Annotated in this window: 16 protein-coding genes; 6 read left to right on the plus strand and 10 right to left on the minus strand. The window is 37.8% G+C overall.

From position 1 onward, the window contains the following. Positions 1-116: 116 nt before the first annotated feature. Positions 117-1,067 carry a dihydrodipicolinate synthase family protein gene (locus R2Q59_RS08090; protein ID WP_316785056.1) on the minus strand — a complete coding sequence of 317 codons (951 nt, stop codon included), beginning with the start codon at positions 1,065-1,067 and terminating at the stop codon, positions 117-119. A 188-nt stretch (positions 1,068-1,255) separates the two neighbouring features. On the opposite strand from R2Q59_RS08090, the gene R2Q59_RS08095 reads away from it, so the two are divergent. After that, positions 1,256-2,167 carry an alpha/beta hydrolase gene (locus tag R2Q59_RS08095; RefSeq protein ID WP_316785058.1) on the plus strand — a complete coding sequence of 304 codons (912 nt, stop codon included), beginning with the start codon at positions 1,256-1,258 and terminating at the stop codon, positions 2,165-2,167. Between the two features lie 212 nt (positions 2,168-2,379). Here the strand turns inward: R2Q59_RS08095 and R2Q59_RS08100 are convergent, their stop codons facing one another. The 6 genes from R2Q59_RS08100 to R2Q59_RS08125 form a co-directional block, all read right to left on the minus strand. Beyond that, on the minus strand, positions 2,380-3,243 hold the full coding sequence (locus R2Q59_RS08100) for an ROK family protein (RefSeq protein ID WP_316785061.1): 864 nt from the start codon (positions 3,241-3,243) through the stop codon (positions 2,380-2,382). 52 nt (positions 3,244-3,295) lie between these two features. Next, positions 3,296-4,690 (minus strand): sialate O-acetylesterase, encoded by a 1,395-nt coding sequence (locus tag R2Q59_RS08105; protein ID WP_316785063.1) that lies wholly within the window; start codon positions 4,688-4,690, stop codon positions 3,296-3,298. A 12-nt stretch (positions 4,691-4,702) separates the two neighbouring features. Further along, positions 4,703-5,830 carry a sialidase family protein gene (locus R2Q59_RS08110; RefSeq protein ID WP_316785065.1) on the minus strand — a complete coding sequence of 376 codons (1,128 nt, stop codon included), beginning with the start codon at positions 5,828-5,830 and terminating at the stop codon, positions 4,703-4,705. A 284-nt stretch (positions 5,831-6,114) separates the two neighbouring features. After that, complete coding sequence (locus tag R2Q59_RS08115) at positions 6,115-6,810, minus strand: hypothetical protein (protein ID WP_316767696.1); 696 nt, start codon at positions 6,808-6,810, stop codon at positions 6,115-6,117. Between the two features lie 29 nt (positions 6,811-6,839). Then, positions 6,840-13,127, minus strand: a complete 6,288-nt coding sequence (locus tag R2Q59_RS08120; protein ID WP_316785067.1) for an FG-GAP-like repeat-containing protein — start codon at positions 13,125-13,127, stop codon at positions 6,840-6,842. Positions 13,128-13,775: 648 nt separating this feature from the next. Further along, entirely contained in the window at positions 13,776-14,657 is an 882-nt protein-coding gene (locus tag R2Q59_RS08125) for an AraC family transcriptional regulator (protein WP_316785068.1), read from the minus strand. Between the two features lie 171 nt (positions 14,658-14,828). On the opposite strand from R2Q59_RS08125, the gene R2Q59_RS08130 reads away from it, so the two are divergent. The 5 genes from R2Q59_RS08130 to R2Q59_RS08150 all read left to right on the plus strand — a co-directional run bounded on the left by R2Q59_RS08130 (position 14,829) and on the right by R2Q59_RS08150 (position 20,491). Next, positions 14,829-15,593 (plus strand): SDR family oxidoreductase, encoded by a 765-nt coding sequence (locus tag R2Q59_RS08130; protein WP_316785070.1) that lies wholly within the window; start codon positions 14,829-14,831, stop codon positions 15,591-15,593. A 9-nt stretch (positions 15,594-15,602) separates the two neighbouring features. Then, entirely contained in the window at positions 15,603-16,820 is a 1,218-nt protein-coding gene (locus R2Q59_RS08135; RefSeq protein ID WP_316785072.1) for an enolase C-terminal domain-like protein, read from the plus strand. Between the two features lie 22 nt (positions 16,821-16,842). Further along, positions 16,843-18,489: a sodium:solute symporter gene (locus R2Q59_RS08140; protein WP_316785076.1), complete on the plus strand. Its 1,647-nt coding sequence runs from the start codon at positions 16,843-16,845 to the stop codon at positions 18,487-18,489. A 6-nt stretch (positions 18,490-18,495) separates the two neighbouring features. Further along, positions 18,496-19,992 carry an alpha-L-fucosidase gene (locus R2Q59_RS08145; RefSeq protein ID WP_316785077.1) on the plus strand — a complete coding sequence of 499 codons (1,497 nt, stop codon included), beginning with the start codon at positions 18,496-18,498 and terminating at the stop codon, positions 19,990-19,992. 70 nt (positions 19,993-20,062) lie between these two features. Then, positions 20,063-20,491, plus strand: a complete 429-nt coding sequence (locus tag R2Q59_RS08150; protein WP_316785078.1) for an L-rhamnose mutarotase — start codon at positions 20,063-20,065, stop codon at positions 20,489-20,491. An 11-nt stretch (positions 20,492-20,502) separates the two neighbouring features. Here R2Q59_RS08150 and R2Q59_RS08155 read toward each other — a convergent pair whose 3' ends face one another. The 3 genes from R2Q59_RS08155 to R2Q59_RS08165 are packed head-to-tail and all read right to left on the minus strand — an operon-like array spanning position 20,503 to position 25,242. After that, positions 20,503-20,988, minus strand: coding sequence for an SDR family NAD(P)-dependent oxidoreductase (locus R2Q59_RS08155; protein ID WP_316785079.1), 486 nt, complete (start codon positions 20,986-20,988; stop codon positions 20,503-20,505). Positions 20,989-21,035: 47 nt separating this feature from the next. Beyond that, entirely contained in the window at positions 21,036-23,024 is a 1,989-nt protein-coding gene (locus R2Q59_RS08160) for a sialate O-acetylesterase (RefSeq protein WP_316785081.1), read from the minus strand. A 19-nt stretch (positions 23,025-23,043) separates the two neighbouring features. Continuing rightward, complete coding sequence (locus R2Q59_RS08165) at positions 23,044-25,242, minus strand: alpha-galactosidase (RefSeq protein WP_316785083.1); 2,199 nt, start codon at positions 25,240-25,242, stop codon at positions 23,044-23,046. Between the last annotated feature and the right edge of the window lie 9 nt (positions 25,243-25,251).

The raw sequence follows: 25,251 nt of genomic DNA on the forward strand, positions 1-25,251 counted from the left end.
ATTTTGAACGTAGTGATACTTACTATTCCACTTCTTGCTGTAGCAAAGACAATAGAATAACATCACGTAATACATAGCAAAACATGCTATATATTACGTGATAGAATTGGCCTTTTTTAGTTGGCGATGGCTTGCTCCTGACTCACGATATTCGCAGGAGCATAAGTTTGAAGCAAATCGAAGAAACCAATTGACTTCAATTCACCATTTAGCTTGTTATAATCAGCATCAGATAATGGAACCAATGGCAATCTTGCATCGCCAAGATCAAAGCCTAGCATTTTCATGATTGCTCGTTGGGCGGCAATAGATGGATATTTAGCAAAACACAAGATAAAATCTACCACTTTTAATTGTAGATCACGTGCTTTGTCAATTTCGTTCGCCTTAAATAATCTTATAATTTCTATGTAAACTGGTGCGGCGAAAGTGTAGGTGCTACCAATTGCTCCAACAGCTCCTATAGCAAGTGCACTTAATAATAATTCATCAAAACCAGACAGTACTTCAAATTTACCTTCATTAAAATTTAAGCAAGCTTGAAGTTCATGAAGTGACGATGCTGTGTATTTTATTCCAGCCAAATTAGGAATACGTTCTTCACCTAGTCTCAAAAACTCTACCATATCCATTCCAACGCCAGTTAATGTAGGCATGTGATAATAGTAGAATGGCAAGTTTGGCGCTGCAGAAGCAATTTCTGCCATGCAGTTTACCAAATTTGAAACCGAAACAGGCTTAAAATAGAATGCGGCAACTGATGAAAATGCATCAGCACCAATTTTTTCTGCGTGAATTGCTAATTTTTTACACTCTGCTATTGACGTATGTCCAACATGTACTAAAATAAGAATTCGCTTGTTCGCAGCCTTCACATATGCTTCTGCAATAGCCATACGCTCTTCAACAGTCATGTTCGGGCCTTCCCCATTGGTACCACATATATAGATTCCAGAAATTCCTTCCGATATTAATTTATCTACTAAAGAAGGAATGATTGAAAGATTTAAAGATCCATCTTTCTGATATGCAGCAAATGTTGCAGCTACTATGCCTGTTATTTTCATCTGTTATTTATAATTGATTACTCAAACATAAAATTAATATGTCATACATAAAAACATTTTAATGATTTTTTTATATTAATTTTAAATTCTTATGTAGAACATAATTAAGATGCACTATTATTGCTAAATAATATACCTTATATGTTGGACATAATTACAAATTATTTATTTTAGTAAAAAATATTAACATGAGAACAACCACTTTGATTACCTGTTTTTTAAGTATCTGTTTTGCAACCATATCAGCTAAAGCACAAACCATCGTCAATCTTTACACAGATATTCCAAACTCCATTAAGAATGATCTTGTCGAAAAAATAGATACCGTAAAGAAAACAAGGTTGAGCGGTGTAACCATTCCAACAATTACGGCATACCTGCCTGATCCAAAAATTGCCAACGGAACTGCCGTATTGATTTGCCCTGGTGGTGGATATACTTATTTGGTTGTTAACATGGAAGGAAGGGATATCGCTTTAGAGTTAAATAAAAAAGGTATTGCTGCTTTTGTATTAAAATATAGATTACCAAGTCCACAAATTATGGTAAATACAGAGATAGGTCCACTGCAAGACGCACAACAAGGGATGAAATTAATAAGAGAAAATGCTTCTAAGTGGAACATTAATCCAAATAAGGTTGGGATCATGGGATTTTCTGCAGGAGGTCATTTAGCGGCCACTGCTTCTGTTATGTTCGAAAGAAAATTAATTGAGAATAAGTTAAACACCAACCTACGGCCAGATTTTTCTGTATTGGTTTATCCGGTTATCAGTTTTACTGATAGCTTGGTACATGTTGGCTCTAAAACGAAATTAATTGGCGAAAAAGCATCTGCGGAAAAAGTAATTGCTTATTCTGCAGAACTTCAGGTCAAAGCCAGCTGTCCACCTGCATTTTTAGTGCATAGCAGTAACGACAAAGTAGTTCCTGTAGCAAATAGCATTAATTATTACCTGGCGCTTCAAAAATTAGGTATAAAGGCAGAATTACATATTTATCAAGCAGGCGGTCATGGCTATGGACTAAATAATCCTACCACCAAAGACAAATGGATAGAAAGTTGCTACAATTGGATGCTGACCAATAAGTGGCTTTAATATTCTTATTTGATTAATAAATACTTTGAGTGGTTCTTTTAAGCTTTACGAGCGTTAACGATGGAAGCGGCATCCTTTTTGGCTCTCATCCTGAGCGTAGTCGAAGGATAGCCAAAAAGATACAGCGTACAGCGTGTTAAAACGCCCAAGTATTTAATCAAGCTATTTAAGGCTAGATAAAACATCAAGCCGGAAAATTATCGTTATTTTAATTAATTACAAAAACGAGCAACAGCACCTAAAATCATAGCTTGCTCACCTAAAAGAGATGGGCGAACAGGAATGCTATAACCCATGGCTTCTGCTAGGTATTTCCTTGTTTTGTCTAAAAAGTATTGTTCAGCTTTGATAATATTACCACCAATTACAACAGCCAATGGTCTTTTTTTAGTAATGAAGAAATATAAAAAAGAGGAAAGGTTTCTACTAAATTCCTCAAACAAAGTTTGAAAATGTGGTGAGTGATGATGATTATCTACCAAGTCTTTTACATCTTTAATTGCCACACCACTTAGTTCCTTAAATCTGCTAACAAACCATTTTGTTGAGATATAATCTTCTGCTATGCCACTAAGTAATGGCGTTTTCCAAAGGTTTGAATCTTGTGCCTTGCCTTTAACTGTATGTGCTGTACCTAGTCCCGTCCCCAATGTTAAGCCGATCGCATTATCAAACTCGCTTACACTTCCATTAAAAAGCTCACCCTGTAAAAAAGAAGCAGCATCGTTCATGAAATGGATATTTGATTTTTCAAAACCTAGCCTATTAGCCAAGAGTTCTTTAATATCCTTACCATAAAGATCATCGTATTTGTTCATTCCCTTAATGTGGGAAATCCCATTTTTATAATCCATTGGGCCAGGCATGGCTAGGCTAATATATTGTGGTTTAAATGGAGAACTAGCCATAGAAGACTCTATTGTATTCGCCCATATATCGATAATTTCATCCGTTTTAGCGTTGGTGTTTAAATGATTCCTTTGCCAGGTTGAACTAAGCCCTTCCTTTTTAGCAATATCTACCAGTTGGGAAGTAATGTGTGAGCCGCCAATATCGACCCCTAATATTGTTTTCATTATTAAATTATTATTTCAAAAACCATTAAGGCTTCATTGTTTACGTTACAGCTTACCAATTATCAGTTCTAAAAGGAGCCATTGGCAATCCTTCAACATTGTACAAATTACCAGCACTAGTATCTTTAAAGGCATACCTTACCGCTACAGGCACTTTTACTTTCTCGCTAGTTACTGCAATTGTTCTGGCTGCTATTACGGCATTTGCCTGATAAAAGACTTTATCCTCTCCGGCAATTTCAAAAGAGATGATTTTTTGATCGTAACTCGTTAATCCCATCACAACATGATCAAAACTTAAGACAGCTTTATCTCCAGTAATTTTTAATGATTTGTAAGTTGGACCCATAAAAGAGATACCTTCTTTTCCATAATCTTTTGCCAATGCCCAATAAAGTAACCGTTTGCTGATGATGGTTTTATTTGGAGGATGTATGGTTGTGTTACTTCCAGCATCTACACTTACCACCATTCCAGAATTCGGAATGAGCGCTGCTGCTTTTGCCTGTGCCTCATATAAAAGTGGGATGTTTTCTTTGACATCCTTGTAAACATTAGGAGCAATTTGCACATAATAAAACGGCCAATTGCCAATATCCCATAACTTGCGCCATTCGGTTACCATAGCAGCCATTTTCCTATCGTACGTTAGTGGATTAAATCTGTTGTTCTCTCCTTGATACCATAAAACTCCTTTTATATGAAAACCTACAATTTGGTTAATCATCGCATTGAACAATACTGTAGGATCGTTTTTTATGATTTTTGCGCTATCTGGTGGATTTTTAAAATCAGAAAACCCATCTAAACTCTTTTTAGTCATCCAAGCTTCTATATCTGTTCCTCCATAAGCCGATTGAATAATTCCCACTGGAACATTTAACTTTTGCTGTAACATACGTGCAAATTGATAACCAATTGCACTAAATTCTTTTACGCTAGCGGCACTTGTATGTTCCCATTTATTTGAAAGCACAGTTAATGGTGTTCTGCTCAAGTTCTTTTCAATTCTAAAAAGTCTAACGCCTGGTTGATCTGCATCAGTAAGGATATCATTTGAATTGAGCGTTGGCTGATTGCCAAAACCTTTAACTGGCATTTCCATATTCGACTGACCAGAGCAAAGCCAAACCTCTCCTATCAAGATATCGTTAATGACTAATTTCTGTCCGTCATTAAATGAGATTTCATACGGTCCACCAGCTTTTGGTGTTTGGATTTTAATGTTCCAGTTTCCAGCAGCGTCAACCTTAGTCTGATGGTTCAATTTATCCCAAGACGCCGTAATGCTAAGCAAAGAATTAGGCTTAGCCTTTCCCCAAATTTTAACTTTTTCTTTTTGCTGTAATACCATTCCGCTTCCAAATACCGCAGGAAGTACAACATTTGCTTGTAGAACTTGGATGCAGCTCAACAGCATCAATACTAGCACGATGATTCTTTTCATTTTCATTGTATTTTAATCGTTATTTCGTTTTTCCAATAGCCATTCCATGTTAAATCTGGCCAATGAAACTTTTTGGGGCATGTGTTTTCTTCCGCCGTGCCCATAAAGGCAGATGATACTTTTATCTGGAAGCACTGCTAAGTCCGAATAAGTTGCTCCGCCAGCTTCTAGCAAACGAGCTATCGGCCAAGTTTTACCTTCATCTTTACTCATTCTAATGCTGAGGTCTTTCCTTTGAGTTGGGTCAACTGGTTGAGAAATAAGGTAAGTTGTTGGTGAATAATTGGTTAGACCTATATCACAAACCTTACCAGTTAATGCCGTATCATATTGTAAAACCCTAGACCAAGTTACCCCTCCATCTTTACTCCAAACTTTAGCTTGGTAAGCTCCTGCCTTGGGATTTAAAGTTCTGCCAATTAACAACAAGTCTCCGTTTTGCTGGGACACCAATTGCGACTCGTTCAACTCTCCAATTGGAGTATCGCCACCAACTTTCCAGCTTTTGCCATGATCATCACTATAAATACAATTAACTCCATAATTCCTTTGTGCTGCTGGAAATGTTATCGATTTTCGGTGCCAAATTGGGATAACCAATCTACCATTCTTTAGCTGAATACCATGACCTGGACCCGGTAAATGGAAGGTCCATCCATTTAAATTATTTTCAAACAAGGATGTAATTGATTTAGCCTCCGACCAATTCAAACCATCATCTTTACTCACTTTATAGAAAACCTCAGTATGTTTATTTTCGTAATTTAAGGCATAAAAAAGAAAGATCTCTTTTGTCTTTCGATTTTGCACAACTGTTGGGTTTGCCCATGATTGTCCACCCTTACTTTCTACCACAACCTGCGACTTTGAAAAACTGACACCTTTGTCTGTACTTCTTTTCATGACAATATGATGTGCGCTATCATCAGCACCAGTTGTTATTCTTGCTTCTGCAAACGCAAGGATGCTACTCTTGCTAGTCACATGTAAACCATATACAAAATAAGCAAAAATGCTATCCTCCTTTTCTTCCCATACCGTTGTTTTATGCAATAACGTTTCCTTTTCATTAATCCTGCTTTTGAAAGAATGGTTAATGAAAAAAAAGAATGACAGGACCAAAACATTAAGCCTTGTCATTTGCATACGAAATAATAAGTTATTATGTAGGTCATAATAAAACAAATATGGAGAATTATTTATTACTGTTCCTAATTTTTAGAATTATTTTTTTGAGGGAGGTGAGATGTAATTAAGGTGGGCAATGTTGTTCGAACACAAAAAGGCAATAAAACCCCTAATAACTAGGTTTCGAAAAACATTGATTTAATTAAATGCGGACTAAAATTATTAAGATTTTGACCAAAATAAATTTTTATATTCTTTTAAATCATTGTTTTTTATAAATTCCTGAGACCCGACAACTACAAGACAGTGAACTTGAAAACTGAAGATTCTGATTTATTTCCTAATTTGTCTTTTGTTACAATTTTCCAGTAATAAACGGTCGCTGGAGTTACAGAGACAGACAATAATGCACTTACATGATCATTCTTTAACAATGGAGGACTCGCAGTTGTTCCGAAGTAGATGTCATAGCTCAGGATGTCAAAGTCTGGATCATCACCCCTCCAAACGAGATTTATTTTTCCGCTGACTGAGGAAACGCTTGCATCCATCAGAGGTGAAGTCAATTCTGCAGGATATGGGGTAAAGGACGAAGTCGCTTCTCCAGCATTGTAAAATCGCCAAATATCGCTCTCTAAAGAACTAGAATTCAAACTCGAATTTGTTTTAACCGACCATGAGAATGCTGCGTTTTTTGCTAAAGCTAATTCAATTTGCGTGTTAGTTGTGGTACCAGTGGTCAACTCAGATGTTACTAAATTCTTAACCGTTATAGCATAATCTTTTACAAAAGCAGAAGCGTTCCATTTAAATGTAATTTTATTCATTGTACTGGTGTAAGGGACACCCGTGGTGCATAGCTCATCTTTTGCAGGAGCAATCAGCACTGCCTTTGTTGTTTCGTTAGGCTTGGGCGCAGGTGGCACAACTGGTGGCGGAGTGGGAGTCGGATCTTTAGATTTGCCGCCGCAACTAAACATACAGGATGCCATCGCTATTAAGAATATTGATTTTATATATCTCATTTTTTGATGATTTTAGATTGTCTGACCAAATTTTCCGACTCAATTTTTAGCATATATATCCCTGATGTTAAAGTCGATAAATCTAACGAAATCTCCATATTCTCTATAGTATGGGCTTTTGAGTAAACTTGTCTCCCATTTAAGTCGTAAACATATACTTTTACAACTCTCTGGTGAAACTCGGATCCAATCTGTACCTTCAAAATTTGTTCAAATGGATTTGGGTAAGGCATTATACCAGACGCCAATGTTATGCTTTTTTTGATTACACCCTGACAAGCAAGATCTGAGGTTATCATCAAACTATTACTCCCAGTGCGAAGTGGCAGCGTAATATCATTATTGCTCGTTGTATAGTTTTTTCCATTGAGTTCAATATGATACGTACTTGCTCCATCCAAATTTAAGGTCACTGTTTGATCGGCATTTACAATTGATGAAAACAATGTAATGTCTTTTGGCTCTGTAACTACTACTTCAAAACACTGCTTAAAATCTGGGTAACCCGCCGCTGTAATGCAAATCGTATAATTTGCAGCCTGTAGTGATCCTACTTGTAAATTTGAAGTAAAATTTAACGTCTTGTTGAAACTAGGTCCTGACACTATAGCCGTATAGTTCATATTGGCTGTAGCGTTAATTTCAATGGATCCGTTATTCGATGACCTACAAGTTTCATTCGTTGCCTTTATTTTAAAATTGGTTTGAGGTAGTGTATTCAAAACGTTGAACAAAAATGGTTGCGAAACCAACCATTTTTCTTTGTGCTTAATTGCTACAGTATATGATCCAGCCTCGCTAACGGTAAGTACGTTTGATGTTGCTCCTGGGATAATGACCCCATTTTTTCGCCATTCATGAATGAAAGAAGACTCGGTATTTGCAGTAAGCTTTAATACGGTACCAAGATAGTAAGGCGAATTTTTATCAACTGAAATACCTGGTGCCTTTGCTAAAACAAAGCCTGGCAAACTTGCAGTTCCATAAGTCGTCTGCACTGTAATCTCTCCAGATCGTAGAAACTCTGATGCAGGAAGCTTCACGGTAATAGTATTGTCATCCACCAAGGTGAAAGGGAAGGAAACTGAGAACCAAACCTTGAATGTTTCTGTAAAATATTTGCCTTTAATTGTAACTGTTTCACCGATTTCGGCAACCATCGGACTGAAAGACGTTATTATCGGCGGAGGTGTAAATTTAAATTGAAGATAATCAAACGAACCTTCATCACTGGTCAAAGTAACAGGACCACTATCTCCTAGGCCAACCACTGCTGTAATCACAGTAGAGGATTCAATCTTAAATGACGACGCTTGCACACCACCAAAACTCACTCCTGTAACCGAATTGAAGTTGAAACCGGTTAACGTTATAATTTTTCCTTGTGCACCTGATGTTGAAGACATATAGCTCAAAACAGGTTTAGTAATCTGTTTACTAGAAAGTACTGCAGAAGAACTGAATTCTGAAAATGTTATGATGTCAGGTTTTCCATCTTCATCAATATCTGCCGTTATACCTAATATTGGAGTATGCGGCTGTGCATACTTTACACCCTCGGCAAAAGAGATATTTCCAGGCTGACTAGTATTTTTCAAAACTGCAACCGCACCGATTGCCCTAAATATATCAGGTTTTCCATCTCCATCTAAATCAGCTAGATTAACAACAGAAATGGCTTCTGTCTCTTTAAGTACCTCTATAGCCGGAGCAAAGCTAATCGTACTTAAGGTACTGGTATTTCGAAAGGCCAAAATACTGTTGCTAGCTACTAACAATTCAGCTTTGCCATCACCATCAATATCTCCTGCAACCAAATCTGATCCTGCAGTTGCAATTTGAAAGATTAATGGAGCATCGAATGAAATTTGCCCACCTTGACTTGTGTTTTTAAGGATTACAGCTTGGTGTGAAGAATTGCTTGTATAAGCCAAATCTATCTTTCCATCACCATTAAAGTCTTGCAAAATCAGTTTTGGAACCCAACCTTGTGCTAACAAATCTACTTGCTGTCCAAACTTAATGGTTCCTGCGCTACTTTCATTTCTGAAAATAGAGATTTTTTTATTGCTGTAGTATGATATTACAACATCTGTTTTACCATCATTATCTACATCACCTACTTTGATATCTGACAATGAATGATCATTCTCTCCATCTACAGCAAAATCCAATTGAGTGAGTGAGATTTTACCGGGAACGGAAGTGTTTTTAAATACATGAAACTGATAATAGCTATAAACCACTAAATCCATTTTTCCATCTCCATCTATATCGGTAACAAGACTGGTTTCGGCCTGATTGATCATTGGGATGACTAATGGCGCATCGTAGATGGTTTGTCCATTTTTTTTACCAGCACGATAGATATGTAAAGACTTATCGTTGAAATTATTCAGGCTGTAGATGAAATCCATTTGACCATCACCATCCAGATCTGCCACTGTCCCCTTTTTATAAGTGGAATGAGGACGAATTGCAGGTGCAAAAGATTTTTCAGTAAAACCACTTTGGTCACCTGCGAAGGTAAGTACAAAAGAATTGATACTAGATCCAATCAAACCATTGGAAGTCACCGATATCGGTGCATAGGTCGCTTTAGATGGTACGGTGACAGTAAGCGTAGTAGAAGTGGCAGCAGTGACCGTTCCATATGCTAAACCGAACAATACTTTATTTTCTGAGATGTTTTCGCTAAAATTTTTACCTGATATAACGATGGACGTTCCTGCATTAGCCTTCACTGGGAAAAACGAACTGATGATTGGAGGTAGACCGTATGAAAAGCCAGGTAAGGTTGATGAGCCAAAAGAATTGGCTATAGTGACTGATCCACTTGCACCGTCGCCAACCGTGGCGGTTATCTGCGTTGGAGAGTCGATTATAAATTTGGCAACTGGCAATCCGCCTAGGTTAACAGTACTCACTCCAGTAAAGTTTGTACCTGTAATAACTACGACATCACCTTTTTTAGCAATTGAAGGAGTAAAAGAAACTAAAAATGGAGACTTATTGACTTTGTTTTTTAGATAGGAAATCTTAGCGTTTCCTTCGCTCTGGAAAACAATGTCTGGTTTGCCATCTTGATCAATATCGCCTGCACTAATTGTTTTTACATTGCTGAGTGTTGCAAACATCACTTTCTGCGCTAACTTAGGGCTTCCAGTTGAACTGATATTTTTTAAAACAGATGCAGATTTGTCTACCTCACTATAAAATAGTACGTCTATCAATCCATCACCATCCAGATCGTGAATAGACAGACTTGTTGGACGGCTTCCTACCGGATATTTCAATGGTGTAGCGAACGCAAAAGAGTTATTACCTGTGTTTTTATAAACATTTAATTCGTTAAGATTATTGCTTATCGTGACTAAATCAATTTTGCGGTCTCCATCAATGTCTGCCGCCACAAATTCTGATGGCCTGCTCGTTGGAATCTCTAGCACTTTTGTAAAAGAAATTTTGTCTAAGGTACTTTCGTTTTTATAAACATCGAGTTTATTTAGCGTGGAGCTACTGTCATAGGTGATCATATCTAGCTTACCGTCATCATCAAAATCCGCAATTTCTACAATTGGCCCAAAAATCTCATCGTAATTTGCAAAGCTAATGTTGCCAGGGCTAGATGTATTTTTTCTGATTAATCCACCTGTAACGAAATCAGGTTTCCCATCTCCATCAATGTCCCTGAACCCAAAATACGGGTTGTTGACGCTAGAAAGAACGTTTGGCGAAGCCAAAAAGGAGATCTTTCCAGGACTTGAAGTATTCTGATAGATGAAAACCCCTGGGTACACGTATCGATCGCAGATTACCATATCTGGCTTTCCATCGCCATCCATGTCTTTTGCGCTAAAAATAATTTCCGACGATTGAAAAAATAAACTAGTCTTTTCATCGAACTTAGCCTCGCCAGCAATTCCTTTGTTGCGGTAGAATGCCACTTCGTTGGTGTTAATACTTCCTTTGATAAGCAAAACGATATCTAAAAAACCATCTCCATCAAAATCATAGAGTTTAAAATCACTTGGTTTTCCTATTATGGGAAGATAAATTTTATCGGCAAAGGATTCGCTGCTAATGCTATTTTCGCTACTTAAAGTCTTTACGAATGGTGTTTTTCCATCTGCCGTGAGCGAATTTGTAGTTACAGAAAGGGGTTTGAAGGTAGAAATTGCAGGAACCTCCACTGTTAAAGCCGTAGCAGTAGCGTTAATCACCTTTCCTTTAATGTCACCGAACAACACAATATTCCCATTAATGTCATTACTAAAGTTCGACCCGGTAATAGTTATGCTACCTCCGCTTGTACTGAAACGCGGACTGAAGTCATTGATTTTTGGAGGGTTGTAAAAGGTAAAGCCAGGCAAGGAATGTGTGCCATTTTTGGTTGTAACGATTACAGAACCACTACTCGAAGCTCCCACAACCGCCGAAATCATGGTTGTATTTATCACAGTAAAGGACTTAACCGCTGTATTGCCAATACTAACTGCCGTAGCCCCTAAAAATCCAGCCCCTTTAATAACTACGATCTCTCCATTTGTACCACTTGTTGGGGTAAATGATTCAATGGTGGGCAGCATATTGAATCCTAGCAATGCAATAGTACCTCCCAAGGATGTTACGGCCACGCTTCCGGATTCGCCAACGCCAACTACCGCATCAATCCTTGTGGGAGAAACTACAGAGTATGACATTACTGGCACCCCTCCAAATGTTACTGCTGTAACATTAATGAAATTGCTACCATTAATGGTAACAGTTCTCCCTTTAGTCGCACTTGTAGGTGCAAAAGATGTAATGGTTGGAGGGGGAAGATAGTTAAAGCCTGCCATCACTGAAAAGCCGCTTGGACCTGCCACATAAACTTCTCCAGATTTTCCGGCACCCACTTTTGCCATAATAGTAGTGGGAGAAACAACAGTAAACGACGAAGCATTTGTTCCTCCAAAGGTTACCTTGGAAGCTCCTGTAAAGTTTATTCCTGTTATTGTAACTATTGAATTTAATCCAGCATCTTTCGGAGAAAAATCCATAATTTGAACACCCTGCTGAAGCAAGATCTCCTTCGTTAACGAAGCAGTCTGTATACCGCTTGTAACCACCAAGGTAATTTTGTTTTTTAGGTTAAAATTATCCCTTTGAAAATTTACATCGTAGGAAGTTGCAATGACCACATCATTTAGCAACCATTTGAAACTGTAATCTGACTTTGAAAAATTCAACAACTTTACGGTATTTGTTGTTGATAATGTACTGAGATCTATCCCAAACACTGGTCGGAGAATGGGCACACCCCCGCCATTTGTTGTTGATTCTATAAAACCATAACCACCACCAACCCAAAAATTGTCCTTATCCCAAAACTGAGCATCATAATGAGTGTAACTCAGATAACTAAAGTTATTATCCCGAGGTAATTGTTCCCAGTTTTTGCCCCCATTTGAAGTTTTATATATGATATAGTCAGGGCCAATGGCATAGCCTAGGTTGTCGTCAAAAAATTTTATTTTAGTAAAATACAAGGGATCGTATTCCGCATTGTTTTTTAAGTCCCAAGTATTTCCTCCATCAGCACTGGAATATAGGTAACCACCGTAATCTTCAAGATTTAACCAAACTTTTGCCGAGCTTAAATGAGTTGCACTTTTTATTATTCCATTAAAACCAGTTGGGAGCTTAAGTTTGGTAAATGAAACGCCGCTATTGGTAGATCGAATGACTTCTCTAGCACCAACAGCTGCCACAAAAGTACCTGAAGCCTCAATTTGCTTGTAGTATGATCCTGTGGAAAGATAGATACTTACCCATGTTTGGCCCTTGTTGGTCGTTTTAAGTATGCGATCCTCATCAATGGCATAGCCAATGTTACCATTGTCGGGAAACACCATATCTATCATATAAGAAAATTTAGTGTCGCTACTTTGTTGGTGATAAACGATTTTGTAGGTCTCACCCCCATCGGCTGAAGTGAGGATTACCGGTACAAGTCCGTAATCTCCGTATATGATCAAATTATTCTTGTCGAAGGCTTTCACTCCTGAAATAGCAAAGCCAAAAGTCAGGTTTACGGAAAAGCCATTAAAATTTACATTGGTAAGTGTGATACGCTTCTTTTGAAAGGTAGCTCCGCCATCTATGGTATAGCCAATCCAATCTCTAAATGCAATATACCCTTCAGTTTTTGAGTAAAAACAGAATTTCCGAACCTCATTATCTTCATTGCTATCCTTATAAACCTGTTTTAATTGCGCATAGGCTTGATGGAAGGCAAACATTAAAAAAAATGAACAAAGGAGCGTTAGTAGTTTAGATTTCACGGAGCATAATTTTTCCTAAAATAAGAGTTTTTTTTAGAATAAATGATATTGCAAAACCACAAACGAGTATGAGTGTTTCTGATTCTCTTTAAGGTTTTTTCTGATGATGAAGCATCTTACATAAACTTGATTTGTATACAATTTAGCCGTATAGAAAATCTAAGTTTTAAATGCATTGTAGTTTGTGTTTAAGTTAGTTTCGAATGCTTTTTGCACAAATTAATAGCTTCTACTCTACTAAATGGCAAGAAAGGGTACCCTATGAATTGATGTTGTCGGATGAATCCTGAAAACAAAAAAAGCAGCTCTTTTCAGAACTGCTTTAAAACTAGGGGTCAGTGGCGGTACAAATTTCGAACAAATTTATAGCAGATTTGAAGGCTTGTGCAGAACTTGACATTAGGCTAAAAGAGTTCAATTCGTTGACGGGAACAAAGAAAATGGTCCAAAAACCCAATCTGGAAAAGGCCAAAAAAACCACTTCAAAAAACGGCAAAAACCGGAGAGTTGACACATAAATGACATAATCACCAAAAAAGCTCGAACACCTCGATTCAAAGTCGAAAAAGCAATTTTAAAGAAAAATAATTTTTATTAAATACGTCATCAATTCAACAAAAGCATTTTTTTATAGGTTCTGGGTGTAACGCCCTTGGCCATCTTAAAAAACTTGTTAAAATTAGAAAGATTATTAAAACCACAGCAATAGGCAAGGTCGCTTATGGGTTGGTCGGTCTCGGCTAGTAGCTTACACGCATGGCCAATCCTGACCTCATTTACAAAGGTTACGAAAGTTTTTTGGGTACGGCTCTTAAAATACCTACAAAAGGCATACTTATTCATATGGCTCATCTCAGCTACCTCATCAAGCAGTATTTCCGTATTGAAATTATCAAAGATGTACTTTAAAACCCTATCCATTTTATCATTATCCTTAAGTTGGTAATTATTGGTATAGCCAGGACTTGAAAGCAATTGATAATCTTTTGCATGGCAAAGCAGGTTTAAAATTTCGAGCACCACTATTAGAATCTTGATTTCATCCGTTTCTGACACCGCCTTGATCAACAACTTGCTCACCGCCAATTTAGTAGGCAAACCAAATTTCATCCCTCGTTTGCTCAACAAAAAAAAATTCTTTAATCGTTGTATATTTTCTGGTTCCTTAAAAATATGCAGTATTTTTTCTGGATGTACAAAAAGTGAAACCGAACGGGCATGAGCGTTTTCCAGTTCATGGTTAAAATACTGATTATTATTATGCCATACGTGAGGTAGGTTTGAGCCCACAAAAATTAACTCATCATGATTAAAATTCGCTATACTATCGCCAACCATGACACGCCCCTCGCTCTCTATGGTATAAGTTAGCTGACATTCTTCATGAAAATGAAAATCGGTAGAAAAAAAAGGTACGTCTATCACCTTTAGGCCATAGGTGTCATTTATTTTACCATCAAGTATTTTAGCAAATACAGGCTTCATCATAAAGGTTGATTTTTAAAAGAATAATCCTTAAAAATACGCTGAATTATCTATAATTTAAAACAAGCTGACTAAAATAGCTAATATAGCATCATTATTGGCAAATCAAACTCTAGTTACTGTAGCCATTCGTTGATAAATTAGCTTTATTAATTCCAACCAAATATTATCCTTATGCTTCATGACAAAATCGTTGTTTTAACTGGCGGTGCCGATGGCATAGGCTGGGAATGTGCAAAGGCCTATGCAAGAGCAGGCGCTAATGTTTGCATTTTAGATAAGAACCCAATACCAGTATCACGACTTAACGAACTTCAGGCCAAGCAAAAAATAGCAATAACCTGCAATTTGATCAATGAGGCTGAGGTGGCCGCAGCCATGACAACCATAATTGAAAAATTTGGCCGAATAGATGCCATACATAACAATGCTGGTATTGCTCATCCTTCTAAAACGCTAGATCAGACCAGTGATCAGGAATGGGACCTGTTAATGAACATTAACGTGAAGAGCATCCTTTACACTACACGCCATACCTTGGCACATTTAAAAGAAAGCCAAGGATGCATTTTAAATACCAGCTCATTAACAGCAACCATTGGCCAAGATAACCATGCTGCATATGTAGCCACAAAGGGTGCCATTAACGCCTTAACAAAAGCCATGGCCCTAGATTATGCGCCCTACAAAATACGTGTAAATGCTGTTTCGCCAGCCGCTATAAATACACCAACCCTTCAATCATGGAGTAAAGAGCAGCCTGATCAAGAACAAATGCAACATTACCTAGACAACTTACAGCCTTTAGGTAACATGCCAGCTGGCGATGTAATTGCAGATGCTTGTACATTTTTATTAAGCGATGCCGCTAGGTTCATAACCGGAACCATTTTACCAGTAAGCGGAGGTGCAGAACTGGGCTACAGAACCATTATTTAACTTGATATAATGATTAACAAAATAGAAGTTACCGACAAACGATTCGATTTAGTAAAAGGTGCAGGAAGCGATGCCATCCATAAAGACCCTCAGTATTCTTATGCAGTAACGCAACTAAGTGAGGGAGATCAAACTGGAACCGGATTAGCATTTACACTTGGCGCAGGAAATGATTTAGTTTGTAAGGCTGCCCAATTTTATGCCAATACCCTTAAAGGAAAGGAAATAGAAGAATTGATGAGCGATTTTGGAAACACATTTCGCAACCTATCAAACGAGCAACAGTTTAGGTGGTTGGGGCCACATAAAGGCGTGGTACACCTCGGTCTTGCATCGGTAACCAATGCCTGTTACGATTTATGGGCCAAAAAACGGGGTGTTCCCTTATGGAAATTACTGATAGACCTTAGTCCTGAAGAAATTGTAAACACCTTAGATCTTTCTTACCTGGAAGATGTAATGACCAAGGAAGAGGCCATTGATTTACTGAAAGACCAGGCAGGTCAAAAAACTACTAGGACTGGTATATTAGCCACAGGCTACCCAGGTTACGATACTTCTGTGGGTTGGTTTAACTACGATGACGAAAAGGTAAGGGAAAATTGCAAAAAAGCGATTGCCAATGGCTTTACAGCCATGAAACTTAAAGTTGGCTCTGCAGACCCTAAACGAGATATACGAAGGGCAAATATTGTAAGAGAAGTTGCAGGTGAAAACGTAAAAGTGATGCTTGATGCCAATCAACAATGGACATTGCCACAAGCCATATCAATTTGTAATGAACTTAGGCACATGAATCCATTTTGGGTTGAAGAACCAACCCATCCTGATGATATCTTGGCACACCAAACCCTGGCAAAAAAAATTGCACCTGTGAAATTAGCATTAGGTGAACACGTGCCAAATAGAATTATTTTCAAAAACTACCTACAATCTGGCTGCACAGGTTTTGCCCAGGTTGATGCAGTTCGTGTTGGCGGGGTTAGCGAGTTCATTACCATCAGTTTATTGTGTAAAAAATTCAATGTTCCGGTAGTGCCACATGTTGGCGACATGGGTCAACTACACCAGCACTTGGTGCTGTTTAACCACATTGCCATAGGACATGAAGCGTTGTTTCTAGAGCATATCCCGCATTTAAAACAACACTTTCTCAACCCAATAAAAATAGAAAAAGGAGTTTATATCACGCCACAAGAACCTGGTAGCAGCTGCGATTTAAAATAATCAACCCAAAAACAGACCAGATATGATAAGTACAACTGATATTGTGATAACCATTGGCTACATTCTTTTTATTGTAACTATTGGTTTATGGGCTGGTACCCGTAAAAAGAAAAGTGAAAAAACCAGTAGTGGCGACTATTTCTTAGCCGGAAAAACACTTAAATGGCCAATGATAGGCCTTGCACTTTTTGCCACCAATATTTCTTGTCTACACTTGGTAAGCTTGGCACAAAGTGGATTTGATTCTGGACTGCTTAATGGAAACTTTGAGTGGATGGCGGCATTTACCTTGATCTTGTTGGCTGTTTTTTTTATTCCTTTTTATATTCGCTCTGGCGTTACCACTTTGCCCGATTTTTTAGAACGACGTTATAATAGGGCCTGTAGAGACTGGTTGGCATTCATTTCTATCATCTCTGCAATTATCATCCATATTGCTTTTTCTTTTTTGGCTGGCGGTATTGTACTCGAAACGCTCTTTGGGATTAACATGTACATCAGTATCATTACCATAGCTGCTTTAACTGGGCTTTATACCATTATTGGCGGATTACGTGCAGTTGTGGTTACGGAAACCATTCAAAGCGTGGTTTTAATAGCAGGAGCTATTATCATTACTATCTTTTCATGGAATAAATTGGGTGGCTGGGAAAACCTGACCACTGTTTTGCAGCAGCATGATTCCATGGATAAGCTAAGCATGATCAGGCCAATTGGGGATGAAAGCGGCATGAGCTGGATTTCTATATTTTTAGGCTATCCGATTTTGGGGATATGGTATTGGTGTGCCGATCAAACTATTGTACAAAGAGCATTAGGGGCAAAAGATGAAGACCAAGCAAAAGCAGGCGTACTTTTTTGCGGTTTCATAAAAATTTTACCTGTATTTATTTTCGTATTACCTGGCTTATTTGCCTATGCCTTGTACAAAAGCAATTTAATGGATTTATCAGGCCTACAAACCGTAGTTGATGGCAAAACCGTTATAAATACAAAAGGGATTTATACCTTGATGATTACCCAATTACTACCATCGGGCTTGATTGGCATTTTGGTGGCAGCCTTGCTTTCTGGCCTGATGAGCCAAATTGCAGGTGCATTAAACTCTATTGCTACTTTAAGCAGTTACGATCTGTACAAAAGATTTAAGCCTGCAACTTCCGATCAAAAATTGGTAACCGTTGGTCGATGGTCTGCTGCCATAGCCTTACTTGTATCCATTGGCCTATTGCCGCTATTAAATCAATACACAAGTCTTTTCGAGGGCATAAATGATATCATTGCACACATTGCCCCTCCTATTACCTGTGTATTTTTACTAGGCGTATTCTGGAAAAAGGCATCAGGAAAAGCAGCTCAATATACCCTTTGGCTAGGTTCATTTTTAGGTGTTGTTGTTTTTGCCATTAACAAACTTAATCCAGACACATTAATAGGCAAAATTCCCTTTATGATGATGGCCTTTTATCTTTTTATTGCCTGTGTGATCATACAAGTTTCTTGTTCTTACATTTATCCTGTAGTACATACAGAACAAAGCAAAAAGCTATACTGGAACTCCTTCTGGGAGCCGCTACAGGTTAAAGGTTGGACAGGTTTTGGTAACTACAAATTTTTATCGGCATTGCTTTTAACCATTATGGTGGTGCTATACAGCTACTTTAAATAAAAAACTATGAAAAAGACACTAATTGGTTTACTCTTTTTAATACTGGCATCTAATTATTGCGGCGCACAAACATTATTGCCTGCAACTTCGCCAAATTTGGCGCAGGCAGCCATGATCAAACGTGGATACGGGATGTTTATTCACTTCGGCATCAATACCTTTAATGAAACAGAATGGTCTGATGGAACTTTACCAGGAAGTTCTTATAACCCCACAAAGCTCGATCCCGACCAATGGGTACGTACAGCAAGAGACGCAGGTTTTAGGTATGTGCTATTGGTAACCAAACACCATGATGGCTTTTGCCTATGGGATAGTAAATATACCGATTATGATGTGGCCTCTTCTCCAGTAAAAAATGATGTGGTTAAAGAAGTTGCAACAGCTTGTAAAAAGTACGGTATCCAATTTGCCATTTATTACTCTTTATGGGATAGGCACGAACCATCTTATAACGATAAAAACCCTCAAAAATATATCGATTACATGTTAAACCAATTGACTGAACTTTTCACTAATTATGGACCAATAGGTGAACTTTGGTTAGATGGGGGCTGGGACCGTAAGCCAGAAGATTGGGGCATAGATCAAGTTTATAAATTAGTAAAAAAATACAATCAAGCATGCGCTGTAAGTGTTAACCAAACCATTGTAAACGAAGAAGGCAAACGTAATTATACTTTACCTGCTAACATGACTATGGATAATAAATACTTTTTCCAATATTTCCCTTCTGATTTTCGGTTATGGGACCCAAAAATGATTACAAGATTTGACAAAAAACAATATCTGCATCAAGGAAAATCATACTACCTACCATTTGAACACACCATTTGTATCAGCAAAAGTTGGAACTGGTTCGAGAAAAAAGAAGAGTTGCCTGTAAGGGATTTGGATGAGCTGGAAGAACTTTTTTATTGGAGTACTTATAATGATAATTGCCTAGTGGTAAACGTACCACCAGATCAAACAGGAAAAATACGTGAGTATACGGCCAATACCATTATCAGTTTAGGTAAACGACTTAATTTATCACTTAACAAGCCTCTCCCAAAAAATGGTAATTTTATATCAATTAACATGCCGGTAACAGCTACTAGTACTTGGGTGGATAAAGACAATCAATTTGCCGGTAATGCCATAAACGATGGGAAATTTGACACCCGGTGGGCTTCGGCTGATCTAATGGCGAGTGTTGAAATAGATCTTGATCCAAATGAGGCATTTAATAAAATCAGCATTTTCGAATATCAGGATATCAAGGATCAAAAAGATGGTTTCTCTCAAGTTAGGATTTCACGTATTCAAAAATACAGTGTAGCTATCATGAAGAATGGCGAATGGCAAACCATCTATCTTTCAGACGAACCCATAGGCGATTATAAAGTGATCCGTTTTCCTATTCAGTATAAAACCAATAAACTCCAATTTAAGGTGTTAAAGGCATCTGCACCACCTTCCATATACGAATTAAGTGTAATTAATATGCCGATAAATAATTAATAATTGTAGGAAAAAAGCACTGGCACGTTAACACCTAATTAATCTTAATTAAAACCAACAAATGAAACAGATGATGAATTTTAAAACATTTATTCCTCTTTTAATGCTTTTGTTATTTTTTAATTCTTGTTCTCAAAAACCAGAAACGAAGGAAAGCAATGTAAAACGTTATGCCTCAGTTACTGGCCTTAAACCCGAAAAAATAGCCTATTATAAAAAATTGCATGCCGCAGTATGGCCAGCTGTACAAAAGCAAATTACGGCAAGTCATATCAAAAACTATTCCATCTATTTAAAGGAAATAGATGGAAAGCAATACCTTTTTAGTTATTTTGAGTACACTGGCAATGATTTTAATAACGACATGAAAAAAATGGCTGCTGATACCATTACACGACGTTGGTGGCAAGAAACAGCCCCAACACAAATTCCATTACCAGATGCTGCCTCAAAGGGAGAAACCTGGAGCTCCATGGAAGAAGTGTTTCATCAAAACTAATACAAATTAATTCAAGTTTTAGCATCAATATATGTCCAGCCCTTTCCAGGCATTCGCTTGTAAAGGCTACCATAAGGCAAGGCAACAATACCCCCTAATAAAGAAACATTAATGATGGTACCACTACCGTTGTTACTCAAGTAAGGTAATACAGCATGCGTAACATCCATTAAACCTGAAACATTAACTTCATACTGCTTATTGATGTGCTCTTGGGTTGCCAATTCAAATGGTTGTATCAAATCATGACCTGCGTTATTCACAAAGGCATCTATGCTACCAAAGCGTTCTATACCAGCCTTAACAGCACTTTGAATAGCATAAGGGTCTTCTAGATCAAGACGAGTGATCAATACATTTCCCAATCGATTTAATTCTTCTCCACTTTCTGTAAAATGCATCGCAGCAATCACATTCCAACCATAAAATGCAAATAACTTTGCAGTTGTTTTGCCAAAACCAGAAGAAGTAATCGTTATCAATACTGTCTTTATCATCCCGTTTAAATTAATTGTTCAATGCACCTCGAAAGGGCTTAAACAAATTATTTGGTAATCCCTGGCCAGTTATCCGTTCTAAATGGTGAAGCTGGCAAATTAGAGTTGTTGGTTAGGTTAAGGTTTGGATTATCTGCCCATGCATACCTAATGGCAATTGGTAGTTTCACATTTTCTGAAGTAACTTCTATATGGTCTCCAACAATAACCGCATGAGCGTTATAGAACTTTTGATCTGCTCCAGCAATGGTAAAACCTTGCAAAGCCTCACTACCAACTTTCTTAAGTCCATTGGCGAAATCAAAATCTATTCTAATTTTATTACCCATTATTTCATGAGAGCGATACAGTGGCCCTGAATAATTTGTGGTTGTTCCATAAGTTTTAGCCAATGCAATTAAGGCAAGCCTGCGACCAACTTCTTGTTTGTTTTTTGGATGAATATCGTTGGCATCGCCAATATCTATGGCTACTGCCATCCCCGTATTTTTCAGTTTCAAGGCACCAAATTGAGCATCCCTTAATTCGGCCCATGCCGAAGGGCCTGGAACAGTGTCTGCCTTTTTAAAGTTAGCCAATTGCACAAAATAGAAAGGCATATCTACCAAATTCCATTTCCTTCTCCAATCGTTAATCAACGCTGGAAACAACGTTCTATATTGCGTTGCCCGATCAGCATTGCTTTCTCCTTGATACCATATTACCCCACGTACTGCGAACTGTAAAAACGGATGAATCATCTTGTTATACAAAACTGTTGGCCTGCTCGAACCTGAACCGGAAATTGGCGCAGGTGCTACTTCATTAAGATTAACTCCCACTCTGTATTTCCAATCGCCTGTTAACGTTATACGAGTACCATCTCCAGCAGCTAAATAAAGTTCTTCATTTTTAGCAACCACACCACCACCACCCATGCCATCAAAAACCCTAATGGTAATTTCTGCAAAACCTTGTTTTACCATATTTGCGGGTATGGTATAGATGCGTTGGCGATCATAGCCTATTGTTTCGCCTATTTTTTCTCCATTAAAATAAGTGATGTCATTATCATCAATTGTACCTAAACTGATCTTTAAATCTTTATTGGCTAAAGATACCGGAATTTCCACCTTCTTTCTTAACCAAACCACCCCATCAAAATCTGGTAATACCGAGTTCTCCCAAGCTGTGCCGATAGGCATTGTAGACCAAGTAGAATCATCATAGTCTTTTGAATTCCATTGCGTTTTACCCGTAACATAGCCTTTATCCTTTTGATCAACTGTTTTTTGCCATTTTGCCATTCGCTGAACATCACTTCCCGCAGCGTTATTTGTTAACGCTTCTATTTGTTCATTAAAATAAGGAAACCCGCTCAATGCCTCAGCACTCATCCATGCTTCTGCCGGCGTGCCGCCCCAAGAGGTGTGGATCAACCCAATTGGAATCCCTTTCTTTTCATATATTTCCCTGGCAAAAAAATAGGCAACAGACGAGAACTCTGCCACATATTGAGGGATACAGGGCTTCCATCCTAAATTGGCCACTTGGGCATCATTGGTAGAAACATTACTGGTCACATGATCAACCTGAAGTAACCTTATTGATGGATATTTGGCTGCTGTAACTTCCTGCTCATAATTATTGATCTTTCCCCATCCTGCCAAGGGCATCTCCATGTTAGATTGTCCTGAACATATCCAAACTTCTCCTATCAGCACATTCATCAATACCAAGGGCTCTCCATCAGAAATCGTCATTGCATAAGGACCGCCATAAGATGGTGTTGCCACCATGACCTTCCAGTTCCCATTTTCATCTGCCTTTGAGGTATAACGTACGCGGCTCCATGTGGTACTGATTGTGATCGTTTTTCCAGGATCAGCCTTACCCCAAACCGCTGCTTTTGTTTTTTGCTGAAAAACCATGTTATCGCTAAAAACAGAGGGCAGCTTTACCTTGGCCTGAACGTAGGCTGATGACATTAGCAAAGCAGTCAACAATATCATTGAGGGTAAACTTTTCCTGATTTCCTTTTTTAAGATCATCTTCATTTATGTTTATCAATCCAGATTAATTTACGGTTTCAATTTTTAAAATTACGCTTGCCCTACCTGCACTTACATTGGGATTCAGACCAATGTTCATCAAAAAATCGCCACTATAAATCTTTGTTTCATCAATCGTTGTTTTTTCGCCAGGGTAAACGTTAACTTCTCTTATCTGATACTTTTTATCAGTAGCTAAACCCGCTATTTTAATCGGTTTTTTGCTCCCTTCTTCATACCTGTTATTAACAAGATAATTAAAAATAACGCCATTATTCTGTAAAGAATCGATGTATAAAACTGAAGCAACATTTTCAGTTCTTGGATTAGATAAACGGTACTGATCCCCATTCCAGATAATAGACTTTATGCCATTATAAAGTGTAACTGCATCCTTGCAAAACTGAAGGTCTTTTTCTGGCAATTTACTTACCACTATATCAAAGCCCAGCTTACCCATCATGGCTACATCTGTTCTAAACTTAATGGGTTGTTTGCCCCAGTCGGTAACATGGTTAGAAGTGCTAATGGCAGGATAAAAATACGAATACTCCCATTGCATGAAAATGCGTTCTAAGGGATCTGTATTATCACTTGGCCAAAACTCTGTAAAATATTGTAAAGCCGCATAATCTACCCTTCCCCCACCACCAGAACACAACATCATTGGGAGCGTATATTTAGCTCGTACACGTTCTAGAATCTTATAAAGCCCCCTAACATATTCGATATAAAAGTGTTGCTGATTTTTTTGATAGCTAGAATAGGCATTATAGATAACTGCATTGCAATCCCATTTGATATAAGCCAGTTTAGGATTTTTTTGAAGCATACCATCAATGGTATTATATACAAAATCTTGCACTTTTGGATTGCTCAAATCTAGCACCAACTGATTTCTGAAATAAAATTCATCTCTGCCAGCTTGTTTAATCACCCAATCAGGATGTTTTTCATACAGTTCACTTTTAGGACTTACCATTTCAGGTTCTAGCCAAATTCCAAATTTAACACCCGTAGCTTCTGCTTCTTTAACCAATGAAGCTATTCCATTAGGTAATTTTTCTCGGTTCTCCTGCCAATCACCCAATCCGGTATGGTCGTTATTTCTAGGGTATTTATTGGCAAACCAGCCATCATCCAAAAGAAAAAGATCAACACCCAGTTTTTTGGTATCCTTTAACAGAGATGATAATTTACTTTCGTTAAAATCAAAATAAGTTGCTTCCCAGTTATTTAATAGCGTTAAACGATTGCCTCTGCCATCTAATAATTTATATTTTCTGGCCCAATCTTGCATTTGCCTACTCGCCTTTCCCTTACCTTGATTAGAAAGCGTAAAAAGAAATGGTGGTGTTGTAAAAACTTCGTCGGCCTTAAGCGTATATACAGAGGCGTAATTATTCATGCCTGCAATAATTCTCAGGTTATCCAAATAATCGAGTTCAAGGTCTATTTTAAAATTACCACTATATGCTAAAGCACCATAAAAAACGCTGCCTTCAGTTTCTGTTGCGGGCTGATTTAGTGAGACCATAAAAACAGAAGGTTGAAAAAGATTTGCCCTTGTTCCCAGTTTACTGTCTATAGTTTTAATACCATGGGTAAGCTTAGATTCCTCCGGTTGCATTTCCCTTGCCCAATCGCCATGATATTGGTTCAACCAATAAGCATCGGCCTTGAGGCATAGATTTGCCGAGGCAAATTTTTGCAAGGTTACATTTCCTTTTTCTTTATGTTGAATGGTGCTCCACTGCTCTATCATGTCTTCCTTAAAAAAAGTTTTATAGTGCAAGGTTACCGTAAAATCATAAACGGGATCTTTAAGTGTTACATTTAACACAGCAACATTTTCATCTATTTTTTGCAAGTCATGCTTTATATATTGAAGCTCCAATGAAGTATTTCCATCGGTATGAACTACAGAAATAGCAGGCTCTACTAGGTTTTTCCCACCTGATGGTGTATATGCATTATTCAACATAGAACTATAATCGTTGCCTTTGTACATTGCCGAAATATTGTTGTATTCGCTCTGATTGGCCAGCTTTTTCCCAAAATAAATAATCTTTAGCCCATCCTTTTGGTTAGCAGTTAAAACAAGGGCATTATTTTGGGTTTCAATAGGAATAGTTTTCGTTTGGGCCTTGATTTTCCCATAAACGAAAGTTAATAGTAAAAAAGTAAGGCTAACTATTTTAATTTTGGATCTTAGTTTAAACATTATTGCTTC

This window comes from Pedobacter frigiditerrae, assembly GCF_032678705.1.
Taxonomy (GTDB): domain Bacteria; phylum Bacteroidota; class Bacteroidia; order Sphingobacteriales; family Sphingobacteriaceae; genus Pedobacter; species Pedobacter frigiditerrae_A.